Origin of the sequence: Microbacterium sp. SSM24, assembly GCF_025989145.1 — a bacterium.
Taxonomy (GTDB): Bacteria; Actinomycetota; Actinomycetes; order Actinomycetales; family Microbacteriaceae; genus Microbacterium.
In genome coordinates this window covers 187,928-210,244 of record NZ_JAPDNQ010000002.1, presented here as the reverse complement: position 1 = coordinate 210,244, position 22,317 = coordinate 187,928, and the positions used below count along the sequence as shown (strand labels likewise).

Annotated in this window: 21 protein-coding genes; 8 read left to right on the top strand and 13 right to left on the bottom strand. The window is 70.7% G+C overall.

What is annotated here, in order from left to right:
• Positions 1 to 31: 31 nt before the first annotated feature.
• The 3 genes from OL358_RS12930 to OL358_RS12920 form a co-directional block, all read right to left on the bottom strand.
• Entirely contained in the window at positions 32 to 523 is a 492-nt protein-coding gene (locus OL358_RS12930; protein WP_264710482.1) for an RNA polymerase sigma factor, read from the bottom strand.
• Positions 520 to 1,203 (bottom strand): hypothetical protein, encoded by a 684-nt coding sequence (locus OL358_RS12925; protein WP_264710481.1) that lies wholly within the window; start codon positions 1,201 to 1,203, stop codon positions 520 to 522. The genes OL358_RS12930 and OL358_RS12925 overlap by 4 nt, the downstream gene beginning before the upstream one ends.
• 67 nt (positions 1,204 to 1,270) lie before the next feature.
• On the bottom strand, positions 1,271 to 2,266 hold the full coding sequence (locus tag OL358_RS12920; RefSeq protein ID WP_264710480.1) for a TetR family transcriptional regulator: 996 nt from the start codon (positions 2,264 to 2,266) through the stop codon (positions 1,271 to 1,273).
• 87 nt (positions 2,267 to 2,353) lie between these two features.
• Here OL358_RS12920 and lipB point away from each other — a divergent pair, with 87 nt between their 5' ends.
• The gene (lipB, locus tag OL358_RS12915; RefSeq protein WP_264710479.1) at positions 2,354 to 2,992 is read left to right on the top strand and encodes a lipoyl(octanoyl) transferase LipB; all 639 of its coding nucleotides are present in this window, start codon (positions 2,354 to 2,356) and stop codon (positions 2,990 to 2,992) included.
• Positions 2,989 to 4,014: a lipoyl synthase gene (lipA, locus tag OL358_RS12910; RefSeq protein ID WP_264710478.1), complete on the top strand. Its 1,026-nt coding sequence runs from the start codon at positions 2,989 to 2,991 to the stop codon at positions 4,012 to 4,014. Before lipB ends, lipA begins: the two co-directional genes overlap by 4 nt.
• A gap of 111 nt (positions 4,015 to 4,125) precedes the next feature.
• Here lipA and OL358_RS12905 read toward each other — a convergent pair whose 3' ends face one another.
• Complete coding sequence (locus tag OL358_RS12905; RefSeq protein WP_264710477.1) at positions 4,126 to 4,626, bottom strand: DUF2004 domain-containing protein; 501 nt, start codon at positions 4,624 to 4,626, stop codon at positions 4,126 to 4,128.
• An 88-nt stretch (positions 4,627 to 4,714) separates the two neighbouring features.
• The gene (gene ftsY, locus OL358_RS12900) at positions 4,715 to 5,587 is read right to left on the bottom strand and encodes a signal recognition particle-docking protein FtsY (protein ID WP_264710476.1); all 873 of its coding nucleotides are present in this window, start codon (positions 5,585 to 5,587) and stop codon (positions 4,715 to 4,717) included.
• Positions 5,588 to 5,640: 53 nt separating this feature from the next.
• Between ftsY and OL358_RS12895 the strand changes: the two genes are divergently transcribed.
• Positions 5,641 to 8,229 carry an ATP-binding protein gene (locus OL358_RS12895; protein WP_264710475.1) on the top strand — a complete coding sequence of 863 codons (2,589 nt, stop codon included), beginning with the start codon at positions 5,641 to 5,643 and terminating at the stop codon, positions 8,227 to 8,229.
• A 19-nt stretch (positions 8,230 to 8,248) separates the two neighbouring features.
• Here the strand turns inward: OL358_RS12895 and smc are convergent, their stop codons facing one another.
• Entirely contained in the window at positions 8,249 to 11,827 is a 3,579-nt protein-coding gene (gene smc / locus OL358_RS12890; RefSeq protein WP_264710474.1) for a chromosome segregation protein SMC, read from the bottom strand.
• Positions 11,828 to 12,337: 510 nt separating this feature from the next.
• On the opposite strand from smc, the gene OL358_RS12885 reads away from it, so the two are divergent.
• The 3 genes from OL358_RS12885 to OL358_RS12875 all read left to right on the top strand — a co-directional run bounded on the left by OL358_RS12885 (position 12,338) and on the right by OL358_RS12875 (position 14,852).
• Positions 12,338 to 12,595, top strand: coding sequence for a hypothetical protein (locus tag OL358_RS12885; protein WP_264710473.1), 258 nt, complete (start codon positions 12,338 to 12,340; stop codon positions 12,593 to 12,595).
• 86 nt (positions 12,596 to 12,681) lie between these two features.
• Positions 12,682 to 13,755 (top strand): GNAT family N-acetyltransferase, encoded by a 1,074-nt coding sequence (locus tag OL358_RS12880; protein ID WP_264710472.1) that lies wholly within the window; start codon positions 12,682 to 12,684, stop codon positions 13,753 to 13,755.
• Positions 13,752 to 14,852 carry a GNAT family N-acetyltransferase gene (locus OL358_RS12875; protein ID WP_264710471.1) on the top strand — a complete coding sequence of 367 codons (1,101 nt, stop codon included), beginning with the start codon at positions 13,752 to 13,754 and terminating at the stop codon, positions 14,850 to 14,852. Before OL358_RS12880 ends, OL358_RS12875 begins: the two co-directional genes overlap by 4 nt.
• On the opposite strand, the gene mutM is transcribed toward OL358_RS12875, so the two are convergent.
• The 6 genes from mutM to OL358_RS12845 all read right to left on the bottom strand — a co-directional run bounded on the left by mutM (position 14,853) and on the right by OL358_RS12845 (position 20,011).
• Positions 14,853 to 15,773, bottom strand: coding sequence for a bifunctional DNA-formamidopyrimidine glycosylase/DNA-(apurinic or apyrimidinic site) lyase (mutM, locus tag OL358_RS12870; protein WP_264710470.1), 921 nt, complete (start codon positions 15,771 to 15,773; stop codon positions 14,853 to 14,855).
• Positions 15,766 to 16,467 (bottom strand): ribonuclease III, encoded by a 702-nt coding sequence (rnc, locus tag OL358_RS12865; protein WP_264710469.1) that lies wholly within the window; start codon positions 16,465 to 16,467, stop codon positions 15,766 to 15,768. Before rnc ends, mutM begins: the two co-directional genes overlap by 8 nt.
• Before the next feature lie 16 nt (positions 16,468 to 16,483).
• Complete coding sequence (gene rpmF / locus OL358_RS12860) at positions 16,484 to 16,693, bottom strand: 50S ribosomal protein L32 (protein ID WP_019179169.1); 210 nt, start codon at positions 16,691 to 16,693, stop codon at positions 16,484 to 16,486.
• Between the two features lie 2 nt (positions 16,694 to 16,695).
• Entirely contained in the window at positions 16,696 to 17,196 is a 501-nt protein-coding gene (locus tag OL358_RS12855) for a YceD family protein (RefSeq protein ID WP_264711014.1), read from the bottom strand.
• Between the two features lie 115 nt (positions 17,197 to 17,311).
• Complete coding sequence (gene coaD, locus OL358_RS12850) at positions 17,312 to 17,809, bottom strand: pantetheine-phosphate adenylyltransferase (protein WP_264710464.1); 498 nt, start codon at positions 17,807 to 17,809, stop codon at positions 17,312 to 17,314.
• A 39-nt stretch (positions 17,810 to 17,848) separates the two neighbouring features.
• Entirely contained in the window at positions 17,849 to 20,011 is a 2,163-nt protein-coding gene (locus OL358_RS12845) for an ATP-dependent DNA helicase RecG (protein ID WP_264710463.1), read from the bottom strand.
• 76 nt (positions 20,012 to 20,087) lie between these two features.
• On the opposite strand from OL358_RS12845, the gene OL358_RS12840 reads away from it, so the two are divergent.
• Positions 20,088 to 20,672 carry a 1-acyl-sn-glycerol-3-phosphate acyltransferase gene (locus tag OL358_RS12840; RefSeq protein WP_264710462.1) on the top strand — a complete coding sequence of 195 codons (585 nt, stop codon included), beginning with the start codon at positions 20,088 to 20,090 and terminating at the stop codon, positions 20,670 to 20,672.
• A gap of 22 nt (positions 20,673 to 20,694) precedes the next feature.
• On the top strand, positions 20,695 to 21,297 hold the full coding sequence (gene rsmD, locus OL358_RS12835) for a 16S rRNA (guanine(966)-N(2))-methyltransferase RsmD (protein WP_264710461.1): 603 nt from the start codon (positions 20,695 to 20,697) through the stop codon (positions 21,295 to 21,297).
• 1 nt (position 21,298) lies between these two features.
• On the opposite strand, the gene thiL is transcribed toward rsmD, so the two are convergent.
• On the bottom strand, positions 21,299 to 22,288 hold the full coding sequence (gene thiL, locus OL358_RS12830; protein WP_264710460.1) for a thiamine-phosphate kinase: 990 nt from the start codon (positions 22,286 to 22,288) through the stop codon (positions 21,299 to 21,301).
• Positions 22,289 to 22,317: the final 29 nt, after the last annotated feature.

Below are 22,317 nucleotides of genomic sequence, written 5' to 3'. Positions count from 1 at the left end.
CGGAGCCGTCGCCGCCGACGTGTTCCGGTTCTCACACCTCCACCGGTGAGACGAGGGCCGCACGCAGCTGCTCCTTGACGCGCGCGTAGCGCGTCCGTGCCGTCGAGTCATGGATGCCGAGGAGCTCGGCGGCCTGCACGAGCGTCATCCGCTCCCAGTGGACGAGGCGCACGAGCTCCGCATCGTCCGGGTCGAGGCGGGCGATCGCATCGCGCACCTCGAGTCCCTCGTCGGCGGGCGGGGCATCCGTCGTCGACGCCGACCGGATGCGGTCGGCCAGCGCCCACCGGCGATGCTCCCCGCGGGCGTGGTTGAGGAGGGTCCCCCGCGCGATGCCGAACAGCCACATGCGGGCGCGCTCCGGGTCGTCGGGCAGCTCCCCCACGCGCCGCCACGCGACCACCATCGTCTCGCCGAGCAGGTCGGGCGCGTCGTCGTGGCCGACCCGACGCTGAAGGTACGCGAGGAGGTCGGCGGATGCCGCGCTCAGCGCCGACGTCAGCCGACGTTCGTCGCGACTCACTGATCGCCGCCCGGCAGGTAGGGCTGGCCATCGGGGTCGAGGCACTGGATTCCGCTGATGCGCTCGGTCCCCACGAAACGGTCGTCCGGAACCGAGAAGCCTGCCTCACGAAGCGCCTCGGACTCGAGATCGCTCACCGCGAGCTCCCATGCGGTCCACTCGTCCACCCAGGCATTGTGCGCGATCGCAGCCGCACGGTCCTGCGGAGACAGCTCCGCGAGCTGGCGCTCCAGCTCGGCTTGGTCATCCTCGCTCTTGAGGTCATTCCAGTACGCCAGCTTCGCAGGCATCAGCGCGCGCGCACTCCCTACGACATCCGTCGCCCCGTACCACTCCTCGAGCGCGCGGTTGACGTCTGCGACGAACCCCGGGTCCGAGCCGCCCGCGTACTCGCTGAACCGGAGCTCGCAGTCGAACCCGTTCGTCATCGAGAACGACACCGCGCCGACGGGATCCTGGGCCCATGGCCCCCACGTGAACCCGTCGGTCGCGGCGGCGACGCCGGCGCCGCCCACGAGCACGGCGGCGAGCACGCCGGCGGCGACGGCCACCCGCCGCCGGCGGGGCCGCGGGACCTGCGCCCGCGCCTCCGAGATCATGGTCGCCACGTCAGCGGCGCGCGGTGCGTGCGTCGCAGGGGCTGAACGGTCGAGCCGGTCATCGAGCAGATCGGGGGTCATGCTGCCTCCATCGTCGGGTGTCTCACTCCGTACGTGTCCGGCAGCGCGCGTTTCGTCCGAGACCCCGTCACTCCCCCGGCCCGAGCTCCTGGAACAGCGTCAGCTGAAGACCGGCGGGGCCGCGCAGACGGGCGTTGCGCGAGTTCCAGGGCGTGACGCGGGCGGATGCCTCGACCTCGGCGCCTCCGGCGTCGAGCCGCGCGACAGCGGCATCGGTGTCTGCGACCTCCAGTGCGAGGCGGATGCGGTCGCTCGGCGCATCCCCGTCCGTCTCTACCCGGTCGATGAAGTCCACCTGCGCCGGATTGGCGATCTCCAGCGTGGCGCGGCCCGCCGCGAGGATCGCCACGCGCGCGCCGCCTTCGGCCTCGTACGCCTCGGCCTGGGGCATCCCGACGACGTCGCGATAGAAGGCGAGGGTCTGCTCGAATGCCGACGCCTGAACGACGACGCGCAGCTGCGCGACCTCGCCGGCAGGAGACGTCGGCGTGGCCGCAGCCGCGGAGTCGGCCGCCCGTTCGAGGAACCGCGCCAGCGACGTGCGTCCCGCCCCGTCGTGCGCCCATGCCTCGATCGCCGCGAGCACCGCCCCGCCCCATGCGGCGCCCGCGACCTCGGCGTGCAGGCGGTCGGAGCCCGAGCGGATGAGGCGCTCGGACACGGCGCGGGCGATACGCGAGCGCCGGAAGGATGCTTCGCGCTCCAGCTCCTCCTGCAATCCCATCGCGGCCGCGTTCACGATGCCGAGGGCGAGGCTGTCCGGAGCGAAGTCGCGCGCCACGGCCACGGCCTCCGCGCGCACGGCGATCGCGGCATCCGCACTCTCGTCCTGAACCAGTCGCGCTTCGAACGCTGCGATCTTCTCGTCCAGACCCGCCCACAGGATGTCGGACTTCGAGCCGAAGTAGTTGAAGAAGCTGGAGCGGCTCACTCCGGCCCGCGTCGTGATGTCCGCGATCGACGTCGCTTCGAACCCCTGCTCGAGGAAGAGCTCGCACGCGGCTTCCGCGAGCGTCTCCTTCGACGACGCCTTCGGCCTGCCGACTCGTCCCGTGCTGCCCATGCAGCCACGCTAGCCGGGAGCTGCCTCGGGCCGCGCGTAGCGTAATATTGGACGCGATCCAGAAATCTCTCCGAGCGAAGGAGCACGATGCTCGACATCCAGACGGTGGGCCTCTCCCCCGACTACGTGCCCTATCTCGACGGATGGGATCTCCAGCGGCGCATCCACGCGGACGTGGTGGCGGGAGCGCGCGACGACACCCTGCTGCTCCTCGAGCATCAGCCGGTCTACACGGCGGGAGCGCGCACCGCCCGCCACGAACGCCCCACCGACGGCACACCGGTCGTCGACGTCGATCGCGGCGGCAAGATCACCTGGCACGGGCCAGGCCAGCTCGTCGGGTACCCGATCGTGCGGCTCGCCGAGCCGGTGGACGTCGTCGCGCACGTGCGCCGGCTCGAACACCTCCTCATCGAGGCGCTGCGGGTGCACGGGGTGGACGGCTACCGCGTCGAGGGTCGCAGCGGCGTCTGGGTGCGTCGGCCGCTGGGCGAGGACAAGGTCGCGGCGATCGGCGTGCGCGTCCAGCGCGGCGTCACCATGCACGGCTTCGCGCTGAACTGCGACAACACGCTCGCCGGCTTCCGCGGGATCATCCCGTGCGGGATCACCGATGCGGGGGTCACCACGATCAGCGAGATCGTCGGGGCGGATGTCGCGCCGCGCGACGTCATCGGCACGGTGTCGCGCGTGTTCGGGACCGACTTCGCGGCGGTGCCGGCATGAGCGCGTGCGGGACGCCGGGAGCCGCCCCCGCGAGTGGACCCGACGGCCGCAAGCTGCTGCGGCTCGAGGTCCGCAACGCGCAGACGCCCATCGAACGCAAACCCGAGTGGATCAAGACAAAGGCCCGGATAGGCCCCGAGTACCAGGCGCTCCACTCCCTCGTGAAGACAGAGGAGCTGCACACGGTCTGCCAGGAGGCGGGCTGCCCGAACATCTACGAGTGCTGGGAAGACCGCGAGGCCACCTTCCTCATCGGCGGGTCCCAGTGCACGCGGCGGTGCGACTTCTGCCAGATCGACACCGGCAAGCCCGCCGACTACGACACCGACGAACCGCGTCGCGTCGCCGAGAGCGTCGTGCGCATGAACCTGCGCTACGCGACGGTGACCGGTGTCGCCCGCGACGACCTGCCCGACGGCGGCGCGTGGCTGCACGCCGAGACCGTGCGGCAGATCCACGCCCGGAATCCGAACACCGGTGTCGAGATCCTCGCCACGGACTTCAACGGAGATCCGGCGCTGCTCGACGAGGTGTTCGACAGCAGGCCGGAGGTCTTCGCGCACAACGTCGAGACGGTGCCCCGGATCTTCAAGCGCATCCGTCCTGCGTTCCGCTACGAGCGGTCGCTCGACGTGCTCACCCAGGCTCGCGCGGCGGGCCTCATCACGAAGTCCAACCTGATCCTCGGGATGGGCGAAGAGCCCGGGGAGGTCGTCCAGGCTCTGCAGGATCTCCATGAGGCCGGCACGGACATCATCACGATCACGCAGTACCTGCGCCCCTCCCCGCGGCACCTGCCGGTTGCGCGGTGGGTGAAGCCGGACGAGTTCGTCGCGTTCAAGACGGAGGCCGAGCGCATCGGGTTCCTCGGTGTGCTGGCCGGCCCGCTCGTGCGCTCGTCGTATCGCGCCGGTCGGCTCTGGGCGCAGTCGATGCTGTCGAAGGGGCGCGAGATCCCCGCGAACCTTGCGCACATCGCCGAGGACGTGCACGTCGAACGCGGGTTCGCCCAGGCGGTGTGACCGCCGGGGCGAACAGCCCGGTTGTCGAGTGCGCCGCAGGCGTGTACCGAGACACGCCCAGGCGGTGTGACCGCCGGGCGCACAGCCCGGTTGTCGAGTGCGCCGCTCCGGCTACTCCGCGCTGGTGACGGTGATCACGCCGCCCTCGGAGTCGAGGTTCACCAGCAGCACGTCGTCTGTGGCGTCGGGGTCGAGCGCATATTCGAGCACCGCGAAGGGGTCGGATCCGCCGTGCTCGTCGGCGAGGATCGTCATGCTCATGAGCTGAAGCGAGCGGATGACGTCGATGTGGACGTCGCCCGAGATGTCGACGAGGAGTTCTTCCAGCTCGTCGCCGAGGGTGTCCTGCTGCTGGAGGATGTACTCGGTCACCTCGCTCGTGCGGTCGCTGAGCTCGTTGACCATCGCATTGCGCGCGCTGCGGTCGATGTCCTCGATCGCCGAGATGAGTCCGGCGGCGACGTCGAGCGCCGCCTCCGACACGTCGTCCTGATCCGGCGCCGTGAGGTCGACCGTGACGGACTGATCCCCCAGCTCGACGTTCTCGGACCAGAAGATCGAACCGTCGGGGCCCGACTCGAGGAGTCCGAAGTAGTCGTGCTCGATCGCCATGTCCCCATGAAACCAGCCTGCGCGCCGAGGCGGAAGTCCTGGGCCCGCGTGGCGGGCATCCGTTACGTGCGCGACACGTGCGCGGCCGTCATTCGACGAGCGACGCGGCGAAGACGTGCGGCGTGAAGCCGGTCAGGTCACCGATGCCCTCACCCTGCCCGAGCAGCTTCACCGGGATGCCGGTGCGCTCCTGCACGGCCAGCACGAACCCGCCCTTGGCCGACCCGTCGAGCTTCGTGAGGACGAGCCCGGTGACGCCCGCGTGCTCGAGGAATGCCTGCGCCTGCATGACGCCGTTCTGGCCGGTGGTCGCATCGAGCACCAGCAGAACCTCGCTGATCGGGGCCTGCTTCTCGATCACACGACGGATCTTGGTGAGCTCGTCCATGAGGCCGCCCTTGGTGTGCAGACGGCCGGCGGTGTCCACGAGAACGATCTCGGTGCCGGTGCTCTTGGCGTACTCGATGGTCTGAAAGGCGACGGATGCCGGGTCCTGCCCCTCCTGCTGCGGGCGGACGATCTGCGCTCCGCCGCGCTCCGCCCAGGTCGCCAGCTGATCGACCGCGGCCGCCCGGAAGGTGTCGGCGGCGCCGACGACCACGGTGCGCCCGTAGCGCTGCAGGAACTTCGCGAACTTGCCGATCGTCGTCGTCTTGCCCACGCCGTTCACACCGACGACGAGCACGACGGCGGGTCGCTCGGTGAGGCGGAGGGTCGTGTCGAACTTGGCGAAGTGCTCTTCCAGCGTCTCCTTCAGCATCCGCTGCAGATCGCGGGGGTCCGTGGTGCGGAACCGCTCCACCTTCTCGCGCAGCTCGTCGACGATGCGCTCGGTGATGTCCGGCCCGAAGTCCGCGGTCAGCAGCGCCGTCTCGAGGTCTTCCCAGGTCGTCTCGTCGATCGTGGGCTTGACGAACATGCCGCGCAGTGCGCGACCGAGCGACCAGGAGCTCTCTGCCATGTCACCAGCCTACGGCCGAGCGGTGATCCACCCGTTCGCGGCATGATGATGCCATGCCCGATCCCGATGCCCCTGCGGCCGTGATCCGCACGCCCGACCAGCGCCTTCGCGTGTTCGTCAGCTCGACCCTCGCCGAGCTCGCGGAGGAGCGCACGGCCGTGCGCCGTGCGATCGGGTCGCTGGGCCTCGCACCGGTGATGTTCGAGCTCGGCGCGAGGCCCCACCCGCCGCAGGAGCTGTATCGCGCCTACCTCGCGCAGTCGGATGTCTTCATCGGGCTGTACTGGCAGAGCTATGGCTGGGTCGGACCCGGCATGGACATCTCGGGGCTCGAGGACGAGTTCCGGCTCTCTGGCGGCCGACCTCGACTCCTCTACCTGAAGGCGCCGGCCGACCGCCAGCCGCGACTGGAGGCGATGATCGATGAGATCCGCGCCCGAGGCACCGATGCCTATCGGACGTTCCGCAGCACTCGCGAGCTCGGCCGGCTGGTCCGCGACGACCTCGCCCTGCTGCTGAGCGAGCGCTTCGTGACCTCGGCGATGCCCTTGCCGCCCGAGCCCGCCGCGGCATCCTCTCCTCCTGCGCGCCGCACGCTGCCGGTCACCACGACGACGCTCATCGGCCGCACCGCCGACGTGGAGGCCGTCACACGGCTGCTCGCCCGCGACGACGTGCGCCTCGTCAACATCACGGGGCCGGGCGGCATGGGGAAGACCCGCCTCGCGATCGCCGTCGGCGAGCAGGTCGAGCAGGACGCGGCCGTCTGTGTGTCGTTCGTGCCGCTTGCGAGTGTCACGGATGCCGCGGACGTGCTGCCTCGCGTGGCCGCTGCGCTCGGGGTCACGATCGAGGGCACGCGCACGGCGCGAGACGCGCTCGTGGACCACTTCTCGAGTGGGCGCGCGCTGCTGATCCTGGACAATCTCGAGCAGCTGACCGCGATCGCGCCCGCGCTCGACGACCTGCTGACCGCGACCGACGGGCTCCGGATCCTCGTCACCAGCCGGATCGCGCTCCGTCTGCGCGCTGAGCACGAGTATTCGCTCGGCGCGCTCGATGTCGGCACGCGGCGGGACCTCCCCTTCGACGACAGCGTCGCGCTGCCCTCGGTGCAGCTCTTCCTCGAGCGCGCCGGCGCCGTCCGGCGCGACCTGCCGCTGACGCCCGACACCATCTCGGCGATCGTCGAGATCTGCCGCCGCCTCGACGGCGTGCCGCTCGCGATCGAGCTGGCTGCCGCTCGCTCGCGGCTCCTCGATCCCCCGGCACTGCTCGCGCGGCTGGCCAGCGTGCTGGACGGCCTCGGCACGGGGCCCGTTGACCTCCCCGAGCGGCAGCGCACGCTGCGCGCGACCGTCGAGTGGAGCGTGGACCTGCTCGGCGAGGCGGAGCGCGATCTGCTCGCCACGCTCTCCGTGTTCGCGGACGGCTGGTCGATCCCGGCCGCGTCTGCGGTCGCCGCAGCCGACGAGTTCGACACCCTCGACCGTCTGGACTCCCTCGCCGGTCACAGCCTGGTGTCAGTCGACGCCTCGTCCGACGAGCCGCGGTTCCGCATGCTGACGATCGTTCGCGAGCTCGCCACCGAGCAGCTCGCCGCGGGAGGGCGGTACGACGAGATCCGTCGCCGGCACGCCGAGTTCTTCGCGGGCGTGATCGACACCGACGACGTTCCCGCCGACCTCACGACGCCATGGGCGGAGCGCGTCCGCGTCGAAGAGGAGAATGTTCGGGTCGCGATCGCCTGGTTCTTCGACAACGACGCCGCCCGCCTGCCCCATCTCCTGCGCTCGCTGTGGCTGTACTGGCAGACGAACGACCGGCTCCTCGAGGGCCGGCAGTGGGTCGACGATCTGACCGTCCGCGCCGATCCGAGCGCGTGGGACGACCGAGCGCGGGCCGAGGTGCTGCTGACGCAGGCCGTCACAGCGGTCGCCGTCGGCGACGACGACCGAGCGGTCGCGGCCGCACGCGAGATCCCGGCCGTCCTAGAGCAGGTCGACGAGCCGGCGCTGCGTCACGCCCTCGAGCTGGCCGTCTCCTGGACCCTGCCGATACTCGACGACTTCGACGGCGCACTGGATGCCGCGACCCTCGCGTACGACGGGTTCAGCGAACACGACGACGCCTTCATGGCGTTCGCCGCGCTCACCGTCGGAATGCTCGAGACGACCTTCGCAAGGGACGAGTCTGCCCGGCGATTCCTTCTCGAGGCAGACCGGCTGGGCTCCCTCTTCGGGAACCGCTGGCTCACGTCCAGCGCCCGCACCCAGCTGGCCGTCCTCGACGTCCGCGCCGGCGCGTTCGACGCGGCGCGGGACTACTTGCGCGGATGCCTGCACGAGATCGATGACGACCAGGTGGGCACGATCACCGCCTGCTTCATGCTCACCGCGTTCGCCGAGCTCGCCGTGGCCGAGTCCGACGCCTACGGTGCAGCCGTCGCGCTCGGCGCCGTCGCGGGTCTGCGCGAGCGGGCCGGTCTGCTCGCATGGCCCATCGCGCGCCGCGAGGAAGCCGCACTCGGCCTGCGGGTGGCTGCGGCGCTGGACGCCGATCGCCGCGCGGAGGCGTGGGACTCGGGGACGGCGCTGCGGGCCGGCGAGGCGCTGGCGCTCGTCCGGGCGGGCATCGCCTGATCGCCGTCGACCGAACGGGCTATGAGGCGGCGCGCTCAGCGAGACGCTGACCGACGACGGCGGAGACGCCGTCCTGGCGCATCGAGACGCCGTACAGTGCGTCGGCGATCTCCATCGTGCGCTTCTGATGCGTGATCACGATCAGCTGGCTCGACTCGCGCAGCTGCTCGAGCACGCCGAGCAGGCGACCGAGGTTGGCGTCGTCGAGCGCGGCCTCGACCTCGTCGAGGATGTAGAACGGGCTCGGGCGCGCCTTGAAGATCGCGGTCAGCAGCGCCACGGCCGCGAGAGACCGCTCTCCGCCCGAGAGCAGCGAGAGCCGCTCGATCTTCTTTCCGACGGGGCGGACCGCGACCTCGATGCCCGTGGTGAGCGGCGAATCGGGGTCCGTCAGCGAGATGCTCCCCGTGCCGCCGGGGAAGAGGATCGGGAACACCTCGCCGAACGCGATCTTCGTGTCCTCGAACGCCGCGAGGAAGATCGTCTGCATCCGCTCGTCGAGCTCCTCGATGATCGTGATGAGGTCCTTGCGCGTCTGTGTCAGATCGCCGAGCTGCTCGGTGAGGAACTTGTGACGCTGCTCCAGCGCGGCGAACTCTTCGAGGGCGAGCGGGTTCACGCGGCCCAGCTGCGTGAGCTTTCGCTCGGCCTCCTGCAGGCGTCGACGCTGCTGCGCACGATCGAAGGGGACGGATGCGGCACCCTCGCCGTTGTCGGCTTCATCGGCGTCGTCGGCGTCGTCGGCGTCGGCCAGCGAGTCCGACGGTATGAGATCGACGGGAACCGGTTGATCCGGACCATATTCCGATACGAGAATGTCTTCCTCGAGTCCGAGTTCGGACAGCACACGCTCGAGGATCCCGCTCACGTGCAGACGCTTCTCATGGATCTGGAGCTCGAGACTGTGGACGCTCTCGGTGAGCCCCGCGAGTCGCTCCCGCGCCGCGGCCTCCTGACGCCGGAGTTCGGCGAGCTCGGTCGTCAGCGCACTGCGCTCCGACTCCGCGTGCGCGAGCTCGAGGCGCGCCTGCGCGAGCGAGCGTTCGACCGAGTCCAGCACGGCTGGCAGCTGCGCGGCCACCCCTGCCGCGATCTCGCGCTGCGTGCGACGCACGACCGCCCGTCTCGCGGCCTCCGCCGCCGCTTCGCGCTCGCGCTCGCGCTGTCGCTCCAGCGCGATCACGCGCGCCTCCCCGGCGCGGATGCGCTCCTTGAGCGTCTCGACATCCAGACGGGCACGCATCTCGGCGTCGCGCGCACCTTCGAGCGCTGCCAGCATGCCCTCGCGGGCGGACGCGTCGAGGATGGGTCGCGGAGCCTCCAGTGCGGCGGTGAGCTGATCATCGGCGGATCGCGCCGACGATTCGGCCTCCGCGACGGCAGCCTCCGCCTGCGCCAGGCCGGCGGCGAGCCGGTCGCACTCGGCCACGGCCGCCTCATGGCGGACGGTCGCGCGGTTCACCTGCTCGGTATGCGCGGCGAGTGCGGCATCGTGCTCGCGGAGCGTGGTGAGAGCGGACTTCGTCCGCTGTCGCGCGGAGTCGAGAGCACCGGTCGCGTCGGCGAGTGCGGCGCGGAGCGAGTCGGCGACCACCGTGATCTCGTCGCGCCGGTCGGCGGCGGCATCCCGCTCAGCCGCCAGCTCGAGACGGGAGCGGCCCTGTCCCGACCCGGCACGGATGGTGTACTCGGTCACGACCTCACCCGATCGTGTGACGACGGTCACCGGTCCGCCGACGGCGGCCGCCGCGATCGCGGGTCCCGCCGCCAGGGCGGCGTCGAGGTCGTCGGCGATGACCACGAAGGCCAGGATGCCGAGCACTCCTTCGGGCGCCGAGACGACCTCGCGCGCAGGTACGACGCCCGCGATGGCCGGAAACGCAGGCCGCGCGGTTCCGGTATCGGCGATCGCGATGTCGATCGTGCCGAGATCGCCGTCGCTCACCAGCCGTGCCGTCGCCGCGGCGTCGTCGCGGCTGCCGACGAGCACGCCCTCGACGAGCGGACCGAGCGCCGCGGCGATCGCCGCCTCGTACCCCGCGGTGATCTTGACGGAGTCCCCCAGCAGTCCGCGCACGCCGGCGGCGCCCCGGGCGACGATCTCCGCCGCCGCGTTCTTGCCGTCCAGTGCGCGGCCGAGCGCGGACGTCTGCGCCGTCAGCGCCTCGACCTCCCGCTCCGCGGCGTGCAGACGCTCCCGCAGCGCGCCGACCTGCGTTTCCGCGTCGGTGGCGTCGCGCTGTGCGCGTTCGTACGCGGTGGCGTATTCGGCCGCCGATCCCTCGGGCACGAGGTCGGGGTCCACGCCCGCGAGCGTCTCCTCGGCCTCGGCACGGCGCGCCATCGCGGCATCGAGAGCGCGCTGCTGCCGGTCGACCGCTGCGCGCACGGCGGCGAGGGCGGATGCCGCGGCCTCCGCGGACCCGCGCAGGGCGGTGAGCCGCATGTCGTGCTCGGACACGAGGGCGCTCTGCGCGGCGATGTCGGTGTCGAGCGCATCGAGCTCGGCGCGCGCGCGCATCACGTCGCGCGACGCTTCGGCCGCGGCATCCTGCGCCCCGCCGAGTCCGTCGCCGATCTCCTGGATCTCGGTGCGGGCCTCGTCGATCATGGCCTGCGACACCGTGGTCAGTTCGATGCGCTCGTCGTCCTCCGCCTCGCCGAGGAGCGCCAGCCGCTGTCCGGCGAGGGCGTACAGCCCGCGCACCCGTTCCTGCACGCGCTCCAAGCCGAAGGTGACACGGCGCGCCTGGTCTACGGCCTCGGACCGCTGTTCCGCCTCGAGCAGCTCGATGCGGGCGCGTGCGCTCTCGAGCTGGTCCTGCAGCACGAGACGCTCCGAGAGCCGCTCCTGCTCGCTCTGCGCGTGGGATGCGAGCTCTGTGCGAAGTCCGACGATCTCGTCGGCGAACAGCCGAGCCTTCGCATCGCGGACCACCGCGGCGATCGTGGCCGCCTCGCGAGCGATCTCGGCCTGTCGCCCGAGCGGTTTCAGCTGCCGACGGAGCTCTCCGGCGAGGTCGCTCAGACGCGTGAGGTTCGCCTCCATCGCGTCGAGCTTGCGGAGGGTCTTCTCCTTGCGCCGGCGATGCTTGAGGATTCCGGCCGCTTCCTCGATGAAACCGCGCCGATCCTCCGGCGACGCCTGGAGAACGCTGTCGAGACGCCCCTGCCCGACGATCACGTGCATCTCGCGTCCGAGTCCCGAGTCGCTCAGGAGCTCCTGCACATCGAGCAGGCGACAGACCTCCCCGTTGATCGCGTACTCGCTCGCACCGTTGCGGAACAGCGTCCGACTGATCGTGACTTCGGTGTACTCGATCGGCAGGGCGCCGTCGCTGTTGTCGATCGTGAGCTGCACCTCGGCCCGGCCGAGCGGCCCGCGGGTCGCGGTGCCGGCGAAGATGACGTCCTCCATCTTGCCGCCGCGGAGGGTCTTGGCGCCCTGCTCACCCATCACCCAGGCGAGGGCGTCGACGACGTTCGATTTACCGGAGCCGTTCGGTCCGACGATGCACGTCACGCCGGGTTCGAGGGCGAACGTCGTCGGCTGGGCGAACGACTTGAACCCTTTGAGCGTCACGCTCTTCAGGTGCATCCGTCGCCTCCGCGCTCACGTCGACCCCGCCCGGGGACGCCCGACCGTGTGCGGGCGCCCACCAGGCTACCGGAGCGTGCGCGCCGCGCCGCGGAGCACCGCCGAGCGCGGCGCGACACGCCCGTCGGAACTCGAATCTGCAAGAAAGCTTGACGTGGGCTGCATGAGCGCGCTAGTGTCACTCTCCGCGTCTGAAGTCGAGAAAGGAGGTCCGAAATGATGCACATGAACACCACCGGAGTCACGGCTCCCACTGGCGTTGCGACGACTCGTCTGTGCGCTCTGCGGACCCACTCCTTCGGCGCGTTCCAGAACAGCGGCTTCCACACCGCCGGCTGACCCCGCAGGGGAGAACTCTGCCCGCATGCGGGCATGACCTCCTGCGCCGCCCCCTTCCCGGGTGCTGAGCGCGCATCCTGCCATCCGCCCCGTCGTGCTGCGGCACGGCATCCCCCGCCCGACCGCGCGTGGTTCGGGCATCCACCTCACTCCACACGGAAGAGAACCATCATGAGTACCACCCTTCTCGCGCCGCAGCGCCCTTCGGGCATCCCCGATACGCTGCGGCTCCAGAGCCGCGACACCCGTACCACGCTCGTCGACCGCATCGCCCTCCACCTCGGACTGCGACTGCTGATCTGGGGCTCACGGACACCGCGGCTCACGGACGATCGCGAGCGTCACGCTCGCACTCGCCGCGCGCACGACGCCACCACGGCACGTGAGCACGGCTACCTCCGCGAGGCTCTCCTCGCGCCCCGGCCGTGACGGCCACCGGGTCCGCCGCCCGAGAGATCGTGCGGCGGACCCCCCACTTCCGGATTCTCCACGACACACGAAAAGACGCCACGATCATGAACACCCTCACGGACATCGAGTTCCGCCCGCTCACAGTGCCCGCGTCGATCGACGCGCCCGACGCCGCCGACTTCGTCGAGATGGTGCGCGTGCGCAACCTGATCTACCGCCAGATCTCCGGCCACGACGACCACCGCATCGCCGCGGACGAACTGCTCCCCCATTTCGCGCCGAATCAGTACGAGCGCCGCGAGATGTGGCTCATCGTCGAAGACGGAGCCGTGATCGGCAGGGCAGCCTGCGATCTGCCGCTCGAGAACGACTCGAAGGTCGCGTTCTGGCTGATCGAGCTGCTCCAGGAGACCTGGGGCCGCGGCATCGGTTCCGCCGCGTACGAGCTCATCGAGCGCACTGCGCGCGACAACGGCCGCACCGTGCTGCAGTCCTGGGCCGAGCACCCGGCGGCGCCGGGTCCCCGGCTATCTCCCCCGACGGGCTTCGGGGACATCCCCGAGGACCACGCCGCGCGGTTCTACCTCCGCCACGGGTTCAGCCTCGAGCAGGTCGAGCGCAACAGCGCCTTCGATCTGACCGCGCCGTTCGACACGGTCGAGCGTCTGCTGGCTGAAGCCGAGGCGGCCTCGACCGACTACCGGGTCGTGCAGTGGTTCGCCCCGACTCCGCCGGAGTACGCCGACGGCTACGCCTGGATGAAGTCGCGCATGGCGACCGACGCTCCGGCCGCCGCCCTCGAGTTCGACGAGGAGACGTGGGATGCCGCGCGCATCGCCGAGCACGACGCGAAGTACGCCGGCCGCACGATGCAGGTGACCGCGGCGCAGCACATCGCGACCGGTGAGCTGTGCGCGTTCAACGAGCTCGTCGTCGGCAAGGATCGCAGCGAGGCCAGTCATCAGGAGGACACGCTGGTGCTCAAGGAGCACCGAGGGCACAAGCTCGGCACCCTGGTGAAGTGCGCCGGGCTCCTCGCCTGGCGCGATGTCGCTCCCGACTCACCTCGCGTCATCACGTACAACGCCGAGGAGAACCGTCCGATGCTGGACATCAATGAGGCGATCGGGTTCGAGCCGATCGCGTACGAAGGCGCATGGAAGAAGGTGCTGTCATGACCGATATCGCGCAGAGCGCGACGCTCGTCATCCGCCCCGTCGTCGTCCCGGCATCCGTGGACGCTCCCGACGCGGGCACGTTCCTCGAGATGGTGCGGATCGCGAATGCCGTGTGCCTCGCCGACGCGGGGCATGACTACCTCCGCGAGGAGGCCGGGGAGATGCTCGGGTTCTGGCAGGACCAGACCGATTGGACCCAGCTCGGCTTTGCTGTGGAGCGCGACGGCGTCATCCTCGGCGTCGTCAAGATGATGATCTCGACGGAGGATGACGTCTCGACGATCGAGTTCGACCTCATGGTGGACCCGCCGAGGTGGGGCGAGGGCGCGGAGCAGCTGCTCCTCGCCGAGGTCGAGCGCGAGGCGCGCGAGCGCGGCATCGCGACGATCCAGACCTGGACGCTGCACCGACCGGGCACGCCGGGTCGACGCCTTTCGCCGCCGACGGGCTGGGGCGAGATCCCCGCCGAGGACCGGCAGACGGTGTTCCAGCTCGACAACGGCTTTTCACTGGAGCAGGTCGAGCGCAACAGCGTCTTCGACCTCACCGGCCGCTTCGACGTCGTGGAGCGGATGCTGGCGGAAGCCGTCGCCGCGGCCGGCGACGACTACCGGATCGTGACCTGGAGCTCCCCGACCCCGCCGGAGTACCGCGACGGCTACGCGCATGTGCTGTCGCGCATGTCGACGGATGCGCCCTCCGGCGGCATGGTCATCGACGAGCAGCATTGGGATGCCGACCGCGTCGCCCGGCGGGACGCCCGCCAGCAGGCCCAGGGTCTCACCGTCTCGGTCGCCGCGGTCGAGCACATCCCGACCGGGAAGATCGCCGCGTACAACGAGCTCGTGATCGCCGAGGACCGGCACGGCGCGACGCAGCAGTACGGCACCCTCGTCGTGAAGGAGCACCGCGGTCACCGCCTCGGCACGATCGTGAAGTGCGCGAACCTGCTGCACTGGCGCGAACTCGTACCCGAGTCGCCCCGGGTGTCCACCTTCAACGCGGAGGAGAACCGGCACATGCTCGACATCAACGAGACGATCGGCTTCGTGCCCGCCTCCTACGCGGGTGCCTGGAAGAAGGTGCTGGACGTCTGATCAGCGCGCGGGGCGCGGCATCCGCTGGCAATGCGGGCAGAAGTGGCTGGACCGGTTCGTGAACGAGACCCGCACGATCGGCCGGCCGCATCGCGGGCACGGCTCGCCGGTGCGGCCGTACGCGTTGAGCGAGTGCGCGAAGTAGCCGGCCTGGCCGTTGACGTTGACGTATTGCGCATCGAAGCTCGTTCCCCCCTCGGCGAGGGCCTTCTCGAGGACATGGCGCACCTCGGCGAGGAGCCGGTTCACCGCTCGCGTGGACAGGTCGCGCGCGGGGGTCTCCGGATGGATGCGCGCCGCCCACAGCGACTCATCGGCGTAGATGTTGCCGACGCCGCTCACGACGGTCTGGTCGAGGAGCACGCGCTTGACCCCCGACGCCTTCGTCGCGAGCGTTCGCCGGAATGCCGCGTCGGAGAATGCCGGGTCGAGGGGGTCGCGGGCGATGTGCGCCACCTGACGGGGGACGGATGCCTCGGCACTGCCGAATCCGCCGGGCGCACCGTCGACCGTGGGCACGAGGTCGTCGATCGCCAGCGATCCGAACGTCCGCTGGTCGGCGAACACGATCGCCACCTCACCGTGACGAGGGTGGGACAGGTCGATGCGAACGCGCTCGTGGCGCTCGGGCGCCGCGCCCGGAGCGCGCAGCAGCAGCTGTCCGCTCATGCCCAGGTGTCCGACGATGGCCTCTGTCGGCTCGAGCGGGGACGCGCCCTCGAGGGGAAGCCAGAGGAACTTGCCCCGGCGAGCCGCAGAGCGGATCACGCGGCCCGTGAGCGCCGCCTCGAAGTGGGCTCCGCCCTCGGGATGCCGCGTCAGCGCGCGCTCGTCGAGCACCGTGACACCGAGGACGGTCGCGCCCGACACGGCCGGCGCGAGGCCGGATCTCACGACCTCGACCTCGGGGAGCTCAGGCACGCCCGCTGAGCTCCTGCCACGCGCTCAGGGCGGCGGACATCTCGGCCGCCTTCTTGCTGGACCCGATGCCCTGCGCCGTCACGTCGCCCACCGCGACGGTGGCGGTGAACCGGCGATCGTGATCGGGGCCCGTGGAGGTGACCGAGTAGGCCGGCGGGTGCACGCCGGTTCGCGCGGCGAGCTCCTGCAGGCTCGTCTTCGGATCCATCGCGGCGCCGTAGCGCTCGGGGTCGGCGAGCAGCGGTTCGACGAGCCGCAGGACCAGGCCGGTCGCGGCATCCGGGCCCGCCGACAGGTAGGTCGCGCCGATGACGGCCTCCATCGTGTCGGCAAGGATCGAGTCCTTGTCGCGCCCGCCGGTGAGATCCTCACCACGACCCAGTCGCAGGTGGACGCCGAGCCCGATGCCACGGGCGATCTCGGCGAGAGCGACGGTCGACACCACGCTAGCGCGGCGTTTGGCCAGCGCGCCTTCTTCGAGTTCAGGATGCCCCGTGAACAGGCGAACGGTCACGGCCTGTCCGAGCACGGAGTCGCCGAGGAACTCGAGGCGCTCATTGTGCGGAACCTGGCCGTTCTCGTACGCCCAGGAGCGGTGCGTGAGCGCGAGCGACAGAAGCTCGGGGTCGATGTCGACCCCGAGCTTCTGCGTGAGTTGTGCGAGCGCGAGGCGCTCAGCGATGACGTCGGTCACGTCGCCAGTGGGGCGATCAGACGTCGGCGACCTTGCGGCCCTTGTATTCGAGGAACAGCTCCGTGCCCTGCGAGTCGGTGACGACCTTCGCCTGGTGGGGACGGCTGTAGACGACCTTGCCGTTCTCGATGGTCTTGACCAGCGTGGGGGCCTCGGCCTTCCACTGCGCGCGACGCGAGCGCGTGTTGGAGCGCGAGACCTTCCGCTTCGGGGGGTTGCCTGCCATTGCTAGCTCTCTTCTGTGTTCTCGACGTCTGGGCGCGGTGCTTCGTCGTCGTGGTCTGTGGTGTATCCCTGGAGCGCGGCCCAGCGAGGATCGAGGGGCTCGCGCTGCTCTGCGCCGGTGTTCGTGGTCATTCGCTCACCCGTAGCCGGATCGAGGCCGGGGCAATCCGGCTGACACACCGGCTGAAACGGAAGCGACAGGACGATCGCATCCCTGACCAGAGTTTCAAGATCCACGTGGTCGTCTTGAACCTCGAAGTCAGTTGCTTCCTCTCCAGGATACGCGAAAAGCTCCTGAAACTCGACTTCGACCCCCTCGGCGATGTCGGTGAGGCATCGACCGCACACACCGACGTACTCCGCATCGGCTGTCCCCGACACGAGAATCCCCTCGTGCACCGACTCGACACGGACGTCGAGGGCGACGGGCGACCCGGCCTCGATCGACACGAGACCCTCGCCCCACTTCTCGGGAGCGGGAATCTCGAGGTCGAGCTCCCGCATCTCGCCCGGCCGGTTCACGATGTCTCGGACGCGGATCGCGAAGGGACCCGCCGCATGCTGTCTGACCACGGTCACTCATCGTAGCCGGGCGCGGCTGAGCGCGGCCCGACAGCGCTCAGATGTCGCGCGACCCGGTGTCGAGGAAGCGCGCCACCGCGGCCGGGACGAACGGCGACACGTCTCCGCCCAGCGAGGCCACCTGACGCACCAGCGAGCTCGAGACGAGCGCGTGCGCGGGGTCGGGCAGGAGGAAGACCGTCTCGACATGCGCGAGGTGCCGATTGACGATCGCCATCGGGGTCTCGTAGGCGACGTCGACCTGCGACCGGATGCCCTTCACGAGAACGCCGGCATCGACGTCGACGGCGTAGTCGACGAGCAGGCCCATGCTCCAGGACGCGACGACCACATCGCCGTCGATGTCGCTCTCCGCGATCGACTGCTCCAGCAGCGTCAGCCGCTGTGCGATCGGGAGCATCGCCTCCTTGCCGGGGTTGTGCACCACGAGCACGTGCAACTGGTCGTAGAGCGACGCCGCGCGGCGGATGACGTCGAGATGACCGAGGGTCGGCGGGTCGAACGACCCGGGGACGACGGCGATCCGGCTGTTCATGAGCTCAGCCTATCCGGCTGGCGATGACCGGCTCCGACGTCAGTTCTTCGCGAGCGCCGCGCGCTCTTCGAGGCCCACTCGTCGCTCCAGTGCAGCGACGAGGCCCGGATGCCGCAGCAGCGCCGGATCGTCGGCGAGCAGGTGCTCCGCGGCGATGCGTGCCTCGGCGATCACGTCGGCGTCCTTCACCACCCGCAGGAGCCGAAGCGACGAGCGGGCGCCTGACTGGGCATCGCCGAGCACGTCGCCCTCGCCACGCAGCTCGAGATCGACCTCGGCCAGTTCGAATCCGTCGAGCGTCGCCGCGACGGCGTCGACGCGCTGACGAGCGGGCGACCCCGCGGACGCCTCGGTGACGAGGAGGCAGAGTCCGGGGACGCCGCCTCGGCCCACGCGACCTCGCAGCTGGTGCAGCTGCGAGACACCGAACCGGTCGGCCTCGAGGATCACCATCGTCGAGGCGTTGGGCACGTCCACGCCGACCTCGACGACCGTGGTCGCGACGAGCACCTGGACGTCGCCGCGGGCAAAGGCCTGCATGACGGCATCCTTCTCGTCCGACGGCATCTTGCCGTGGAGGATCTCAACCCTGATATCGCTGAACGCCGGATGCCGCGACAGCAGGTCGCCGACCTGCACCACGCCCCACCGCGTGCGTGCGGTCTCCCCTTCGTCCGAGCCTGCCGGCTCGTCCGCGGTGTCGTCCTTCGTGAGCGCCTCGGCGTCGATCGCGGCGCAGACCACGAAGCCCTGACGGCCCTGCGCGACCTCCTCGGCGATGCGGTCCCACACGCGCCCGAACCACGCCGGCTTCTCCGCCACCGGGGCGACGAACGTCTGAATGCCGGCGCGACCCGCGGGCATCGTGCGGATCGTCGACACGTCGAGATCGCCGAACACCGTCATCGCGACCGTGCGCGGAATCGGCGTCGCCGTGAGCACCAGGGCGTGCGGCGACGAGCCCTTCGCGCGGAGCGACTCTCGCTGCTCCACTCCGAACCGGTGCTGCTCGTCGACCACGACGAGGCCGAGGTCGGCGAACGTCGTGGATTCGCTGAGCAGGGCGTGGGTCCCCACGACGATCCGGGCCTGGCCTGACGCGACGCGGAGCGCGGCCTTGCGACGCTCGGCAGCCGTCAGCTGGCCGGTCAGCAGCGTCGGCATGAGCTCGGGGGCGAGCTGGGGCCCCAGCATCCGTGCGATCGAGCGCACGTGCTGAGCGGCGAGCACCTCCGTCGGCGCGATCAGCGCGGACTGCCCGCCGCTCTCGGCGACCTGCAGCATCGCGCGAAGGGCGACCAGCGTCTTCCCCGAGCCGACCTCGCCCTGAACGAGACGGTTCATCGGCCACTCGCCCTGCAGATCGCGCTCGACCTGGTCTCCCACGCTCACCTGATCAGGAGTGCGCGGGAACGGCAGGCCGACGTCGAACCGCTCCAGCAGTGCCCCGGGGACGCGGCGCGTCGCCGACAGGGCGCGCACGAAGGCGCGCTGCTGAAGGAGCGCGACCTGGAGGACGAAGGCCTCGTGCATGCGCAGCGTCTCGCGCGCCGGCTCGATCTGATCCTCGAAGTCGGGTCGGTGGATCCGCTCGATCGCGGTGCGGGCGTCGAGCAGTCCGCCGCGAGCACGCAGCTCGTCGGTGAGCGGATCGGGGACGGCGCCGAGCCCGTCGAGCACCAGATCCACGATCTTCTTGAACTGCCAGCTCGCGATGGTGCTGGTGGCGGGGTAGATCGGGATGGGCAGATTCGCGTTTGCCTGCGCGGTGAGGCGCGCCGTCTCCTCGTCGTCGAACAGCTCGTAGTCGGGGTGGGCGAGCTGCTTCGAGCCCCGGTACTCCCCCACCTTGCCGGCGAAGATCCCCCGCCGGCCGGGTGCGAGGTCCTTGATGCGCCACGACTGATTGAAGAACGTCAGCGAGAGGTCGCCCTGCCCGTCGCTGATCACGACCTCGAGGATCGAGCCCTTGCGATTCTGCATGCGGCGTTCGCTCGCGCGACGCACCTCGGCGACGATCGTCACCGACTCGCCGACGGGCAGGGACGAGATGGGCGTCAGCTCTCCCCGCTTCGCGTACCGCCGCGGGTAGTGCGACAGGAGATCGCCGACCGTGCGCATGCCGAACGCGCGCTCGAGGGCTGCCGCCGTCTTGCCGCCGACCGCGCCGTCCAGGCGTGACTCGAGGGTGAACGACGACATGGTCCGAGTCTAGGGAGGCGGGGCGACGTCGTTCGCTCCCCGCACACCTCCAGGCGCGTGGCGTACGGTTGCTCGCATGCTCCGGCGACTCCTCTCGCGCGTCTACTGGGCCTGCAGCCGGTGGACCCTCACGTCCGAGCCGGCGCCGGCCCGCCCCACCGTCCTCCTCGGCGTGCCCCACACCTCGAACTGGGACTTCGTCCTCATGCTCGGCATCGCGTGGCGACTCGGGATCCCCGTGCGATGGCTCGGGAAGTCGAGCCTGTTCCGCGGCTGGCGCGGACCGATCATGCACCGGCTGGGAGGCATCCCCGTCGACCGGTCCGACCCCTCGCGCGTCGTCTCCGACGTCGTCGAGCGCATGCGCGCGGGCGAGTCGTTCGGGCTCGTCGTGACGCCGGAGGGCACGCGCGGCAGCGGCGCGTACTGGAAGTCCGGCTTCTACCGCATCGCCCGCGAGGCCGGTCTCGGCGTCACACTCGGCTACGTCGACCGCACCACGATGACGACCGGCCTCGGCCCGACCATCGAACTGACCGGCGACGTGCGCGCCGACATGGACGTCATCCGCGCCTTCTACGCCGACAAGTCGGGCCTGCGCCCCGAGCTGCGCACCGAACCGCGCCTGCGCGAAGAGGACTCCTCGCCGATCGCTCCCTGACGCGCCCGGCTATCGTGGGCGTGTGACCCGCATCATCGCCGGCCGGGCCGGTTCGCTCACCCTCGAGGTCCCCGATGCGGGGACGAGGCCCACGAGCGACCGCGTGCGCGAGTCCCTGTTCGGCGCTCTGGAATCCGCCGACGCCCTCCGAGGCGCCGCGGTGCTCGACCTGTACGCCGGCTCAGGAGCGCTCGCGCTCGAGGCGGTGAGTCGCGGCGCGGTGAGCGCCGATCTCGTGGAGAAGGCGCCACGCGCGGCATCCGTCGTCCAGCGCAACGCCGCGAAGGTGAGCAAGGCGATCGCCCGGGATGCCTCGATCACCGTGCACCGCTCACCGGTGACCGTGTACCTCCAGGTCCGTCGCGGACCCTTCGACGTGGTCTTCATCGACCCGCCCTACGACCTCCCCGAAGCCGAGCTCACGACCGCCCTCGACCTCGTGGTGTCCTCCCTGAAGCCCGGCGCGATCGTGGTCGTCGAGCGGGCATCGCGCTCTCCCGAGCCCACGCTTCCCGCCGGACTCGTCGCCGAGCGCTCCAAGAGGTACGGCGACACGACGCTGTGGTGGTCGACCGCTGCACCGGTGGAGGAGACCGCCGCGGACGACGAGGAAGCGGACGCCTGAGTCAGCCGATCCGGGCGTCCCAATCGCGGTAGGGATCCCAGCCGCCGCGGTCATCGTGCGGGCGACCGTCGACGAGCACGGCGTGCTCCCCTTGCTCCACGACTCGCCCGATCTCACGGAATCCCTCCGGGATCTCCGCGGGGAACGTCGCGAGCAGCGCGTGATCCTCCCCGCCGGTGAGCGCAGACGCGGGATCCGGCCCGAGGAGCGCCGAGTCGATGGTGACCGAGACCCCGGATGCCGCGGCCAGCCGGGATGCGTCGAGCACGAGACCGTCCGAGACGTCCATCATCGCGGACGCTCCCGCGTCGGCCGCGGCGGGTCCGAGCGTGAGCGGCGGCGACGGCCGCAGCTGCACGGCGAGGTCGGCGCGTTCGGCGGCGTCGAGAAGTGCCTCGTCGACGGGAACCGGGGCTCCCGCAGCATCCGTGAACCTCGAGAAGAGGAGGCTCAGACCTCGTGCCGCGCGGCCCAGGTCACCGGCGACCGCGACGACATCGCCCGGCCGCGCACCCGAGCGCCGCACGGCGGGCCGGCCGTCGAGCGAGCCCAGCGCCGTCACCGCGATCGTGAGCGTGTCGGAGACGGTGAGGTCGCCGCCCTCCACAGCGCACCCCGGTGCCAGCGCGTCGCAGGCGGCGCGCAGTCCGGACGCCAGCGCCTCGACGAACGACAGCCGTGTCGAGTCGGGCATCGCGAGCGCGACGAGCAGGGCCGTCGGGCGCGCTCCCATCGCGGCCACATCGGCGAGATTCACGGCCGCGGCCTTCCAGCCGAGATCGAACGCGCTCGACCACGCCAGGCGGAAGTCGGGACCGTGCACGAGCGTGTCCACGGTCGCGACCACACGCCCGTCCGGCGCCGCCAGCACCGCCGCATCGTCGCCCGGACCCACCTCGGCGCGGGATGCCTCCAGCTGGTCGAGGATCCGCCGCAGGACCGCCCCCTCGGAGAGGTCGGCGACGGCGGGATCCGGATGCTGCGCGCTCACGGGTCCACGCTACCGCCGCCGGATCGGGG

Coding starts and splice junctions, on each gene's coding strand:
- lipA (WP_264710478.1), top strand. CDS start 2,989: ATGAGCGCGTGCGGGACGCCGGGAGCCGCCCCCGCGAGTGGACCCGAC.
- OL358_RS12895 (WP_264710475.1), top strand. CDS start 5,641: ATGCCCGATCCCGATGCCCCTGCGGCCGTGATCCGCACGCCCGACCAG.
- ftsY (WP_264710476.1), bottom strand. CDS start 5,587: ATGGCAGAGAGCTCCTGGTCGCTCGGTCGCGCACTGCGCGGCATGTTC.
- OL358_RS12885 (WP_264710473.1), top strand. CDS start 12,338: ATGAGTACCACCCTTCTCGCGCCGCAGCGCCCTTCGGGCATCCCCGAT.
- OL358_RS12880 (WP_264710472.1), top strand. CDS start 12,682: ATGAACACCCTCACGGACATCGAGTTCCGCCCGCTCACAGTGCCCGCG.
- lipB (WP_264710479.1), top strand. CDS start 2,354: ATGCTCGACATCCAGACGGTGGGCCTCTCCCCCGACTACGTGCCCTAT.
- OL358_RS12845 (WP_264710463.1), bottom strand. CDS start 20,011: ATGTCGTCGTTCACCCTCGAGTCACGCCTGGACGGCGCGGTCGGCGGC.
- rpmF (WP_019179169.1), bottom strand. CDS start 16,693: ATGGCAGGCAACCCCCCGAAGCGGAAGGTCTCGCGCTCCAACACGCGC.
- OL358_RS12875 (WP_264710471.1), top strand. CDS start 13,752: ATGACCGATATCGCGCAGAGCGCGACGCTCGTCATCCGCCCCGTCGTC.
- OL358_RS12840 (WP_264710462.1), top strand. CDS start 20,088: ATGCTCCGGCGACTCCTCTCGCGCGTCTACTGGGCCTGCAGCCGGTGG.
- OL358_RS12905 (WP_264710477.1), bottom strand. CDS start 4,626: ATGGCGATCGAGCACGACTACTTCGGACTCCTCGAGTCGGGCCCCGAC.
- OL358_RS12920 (WP_264710480.1), bottom strand. CDS start 2,266: ATGGGCAGCACGGGACGAGTCGGCAGGCCGAAGGCGTCGTCGAAGGAG.
- smc (WP_264710474.1), bottom strand. CDS start 11,827: ATGCACCTGAAGAGCGTGACGCTCAAAGGGTTCAAGTCGTTCGCCCAG.
- OL358_RS12925 (WP_264710481.1), bottom strand. CDS start 1,203: ATGACCCCCGATCTGCTCGATGACCGGCTCGACCGTTCAGCCCCTGCG.
- coaD (WP_264710464.1), bottom strand. CDS start 17,809: ATGAACAGCCGGATCGCCGTCGTCCCCGGGTCGTTCGACCCGCCGACC.
- OL358_RS12855 (WP_264711014.1), bottom strand. CDS start 17,196: ATGCGGGAGCTCGACCTCGAGATTCCCGCTCCCGAGAAGTGGGGCGAG.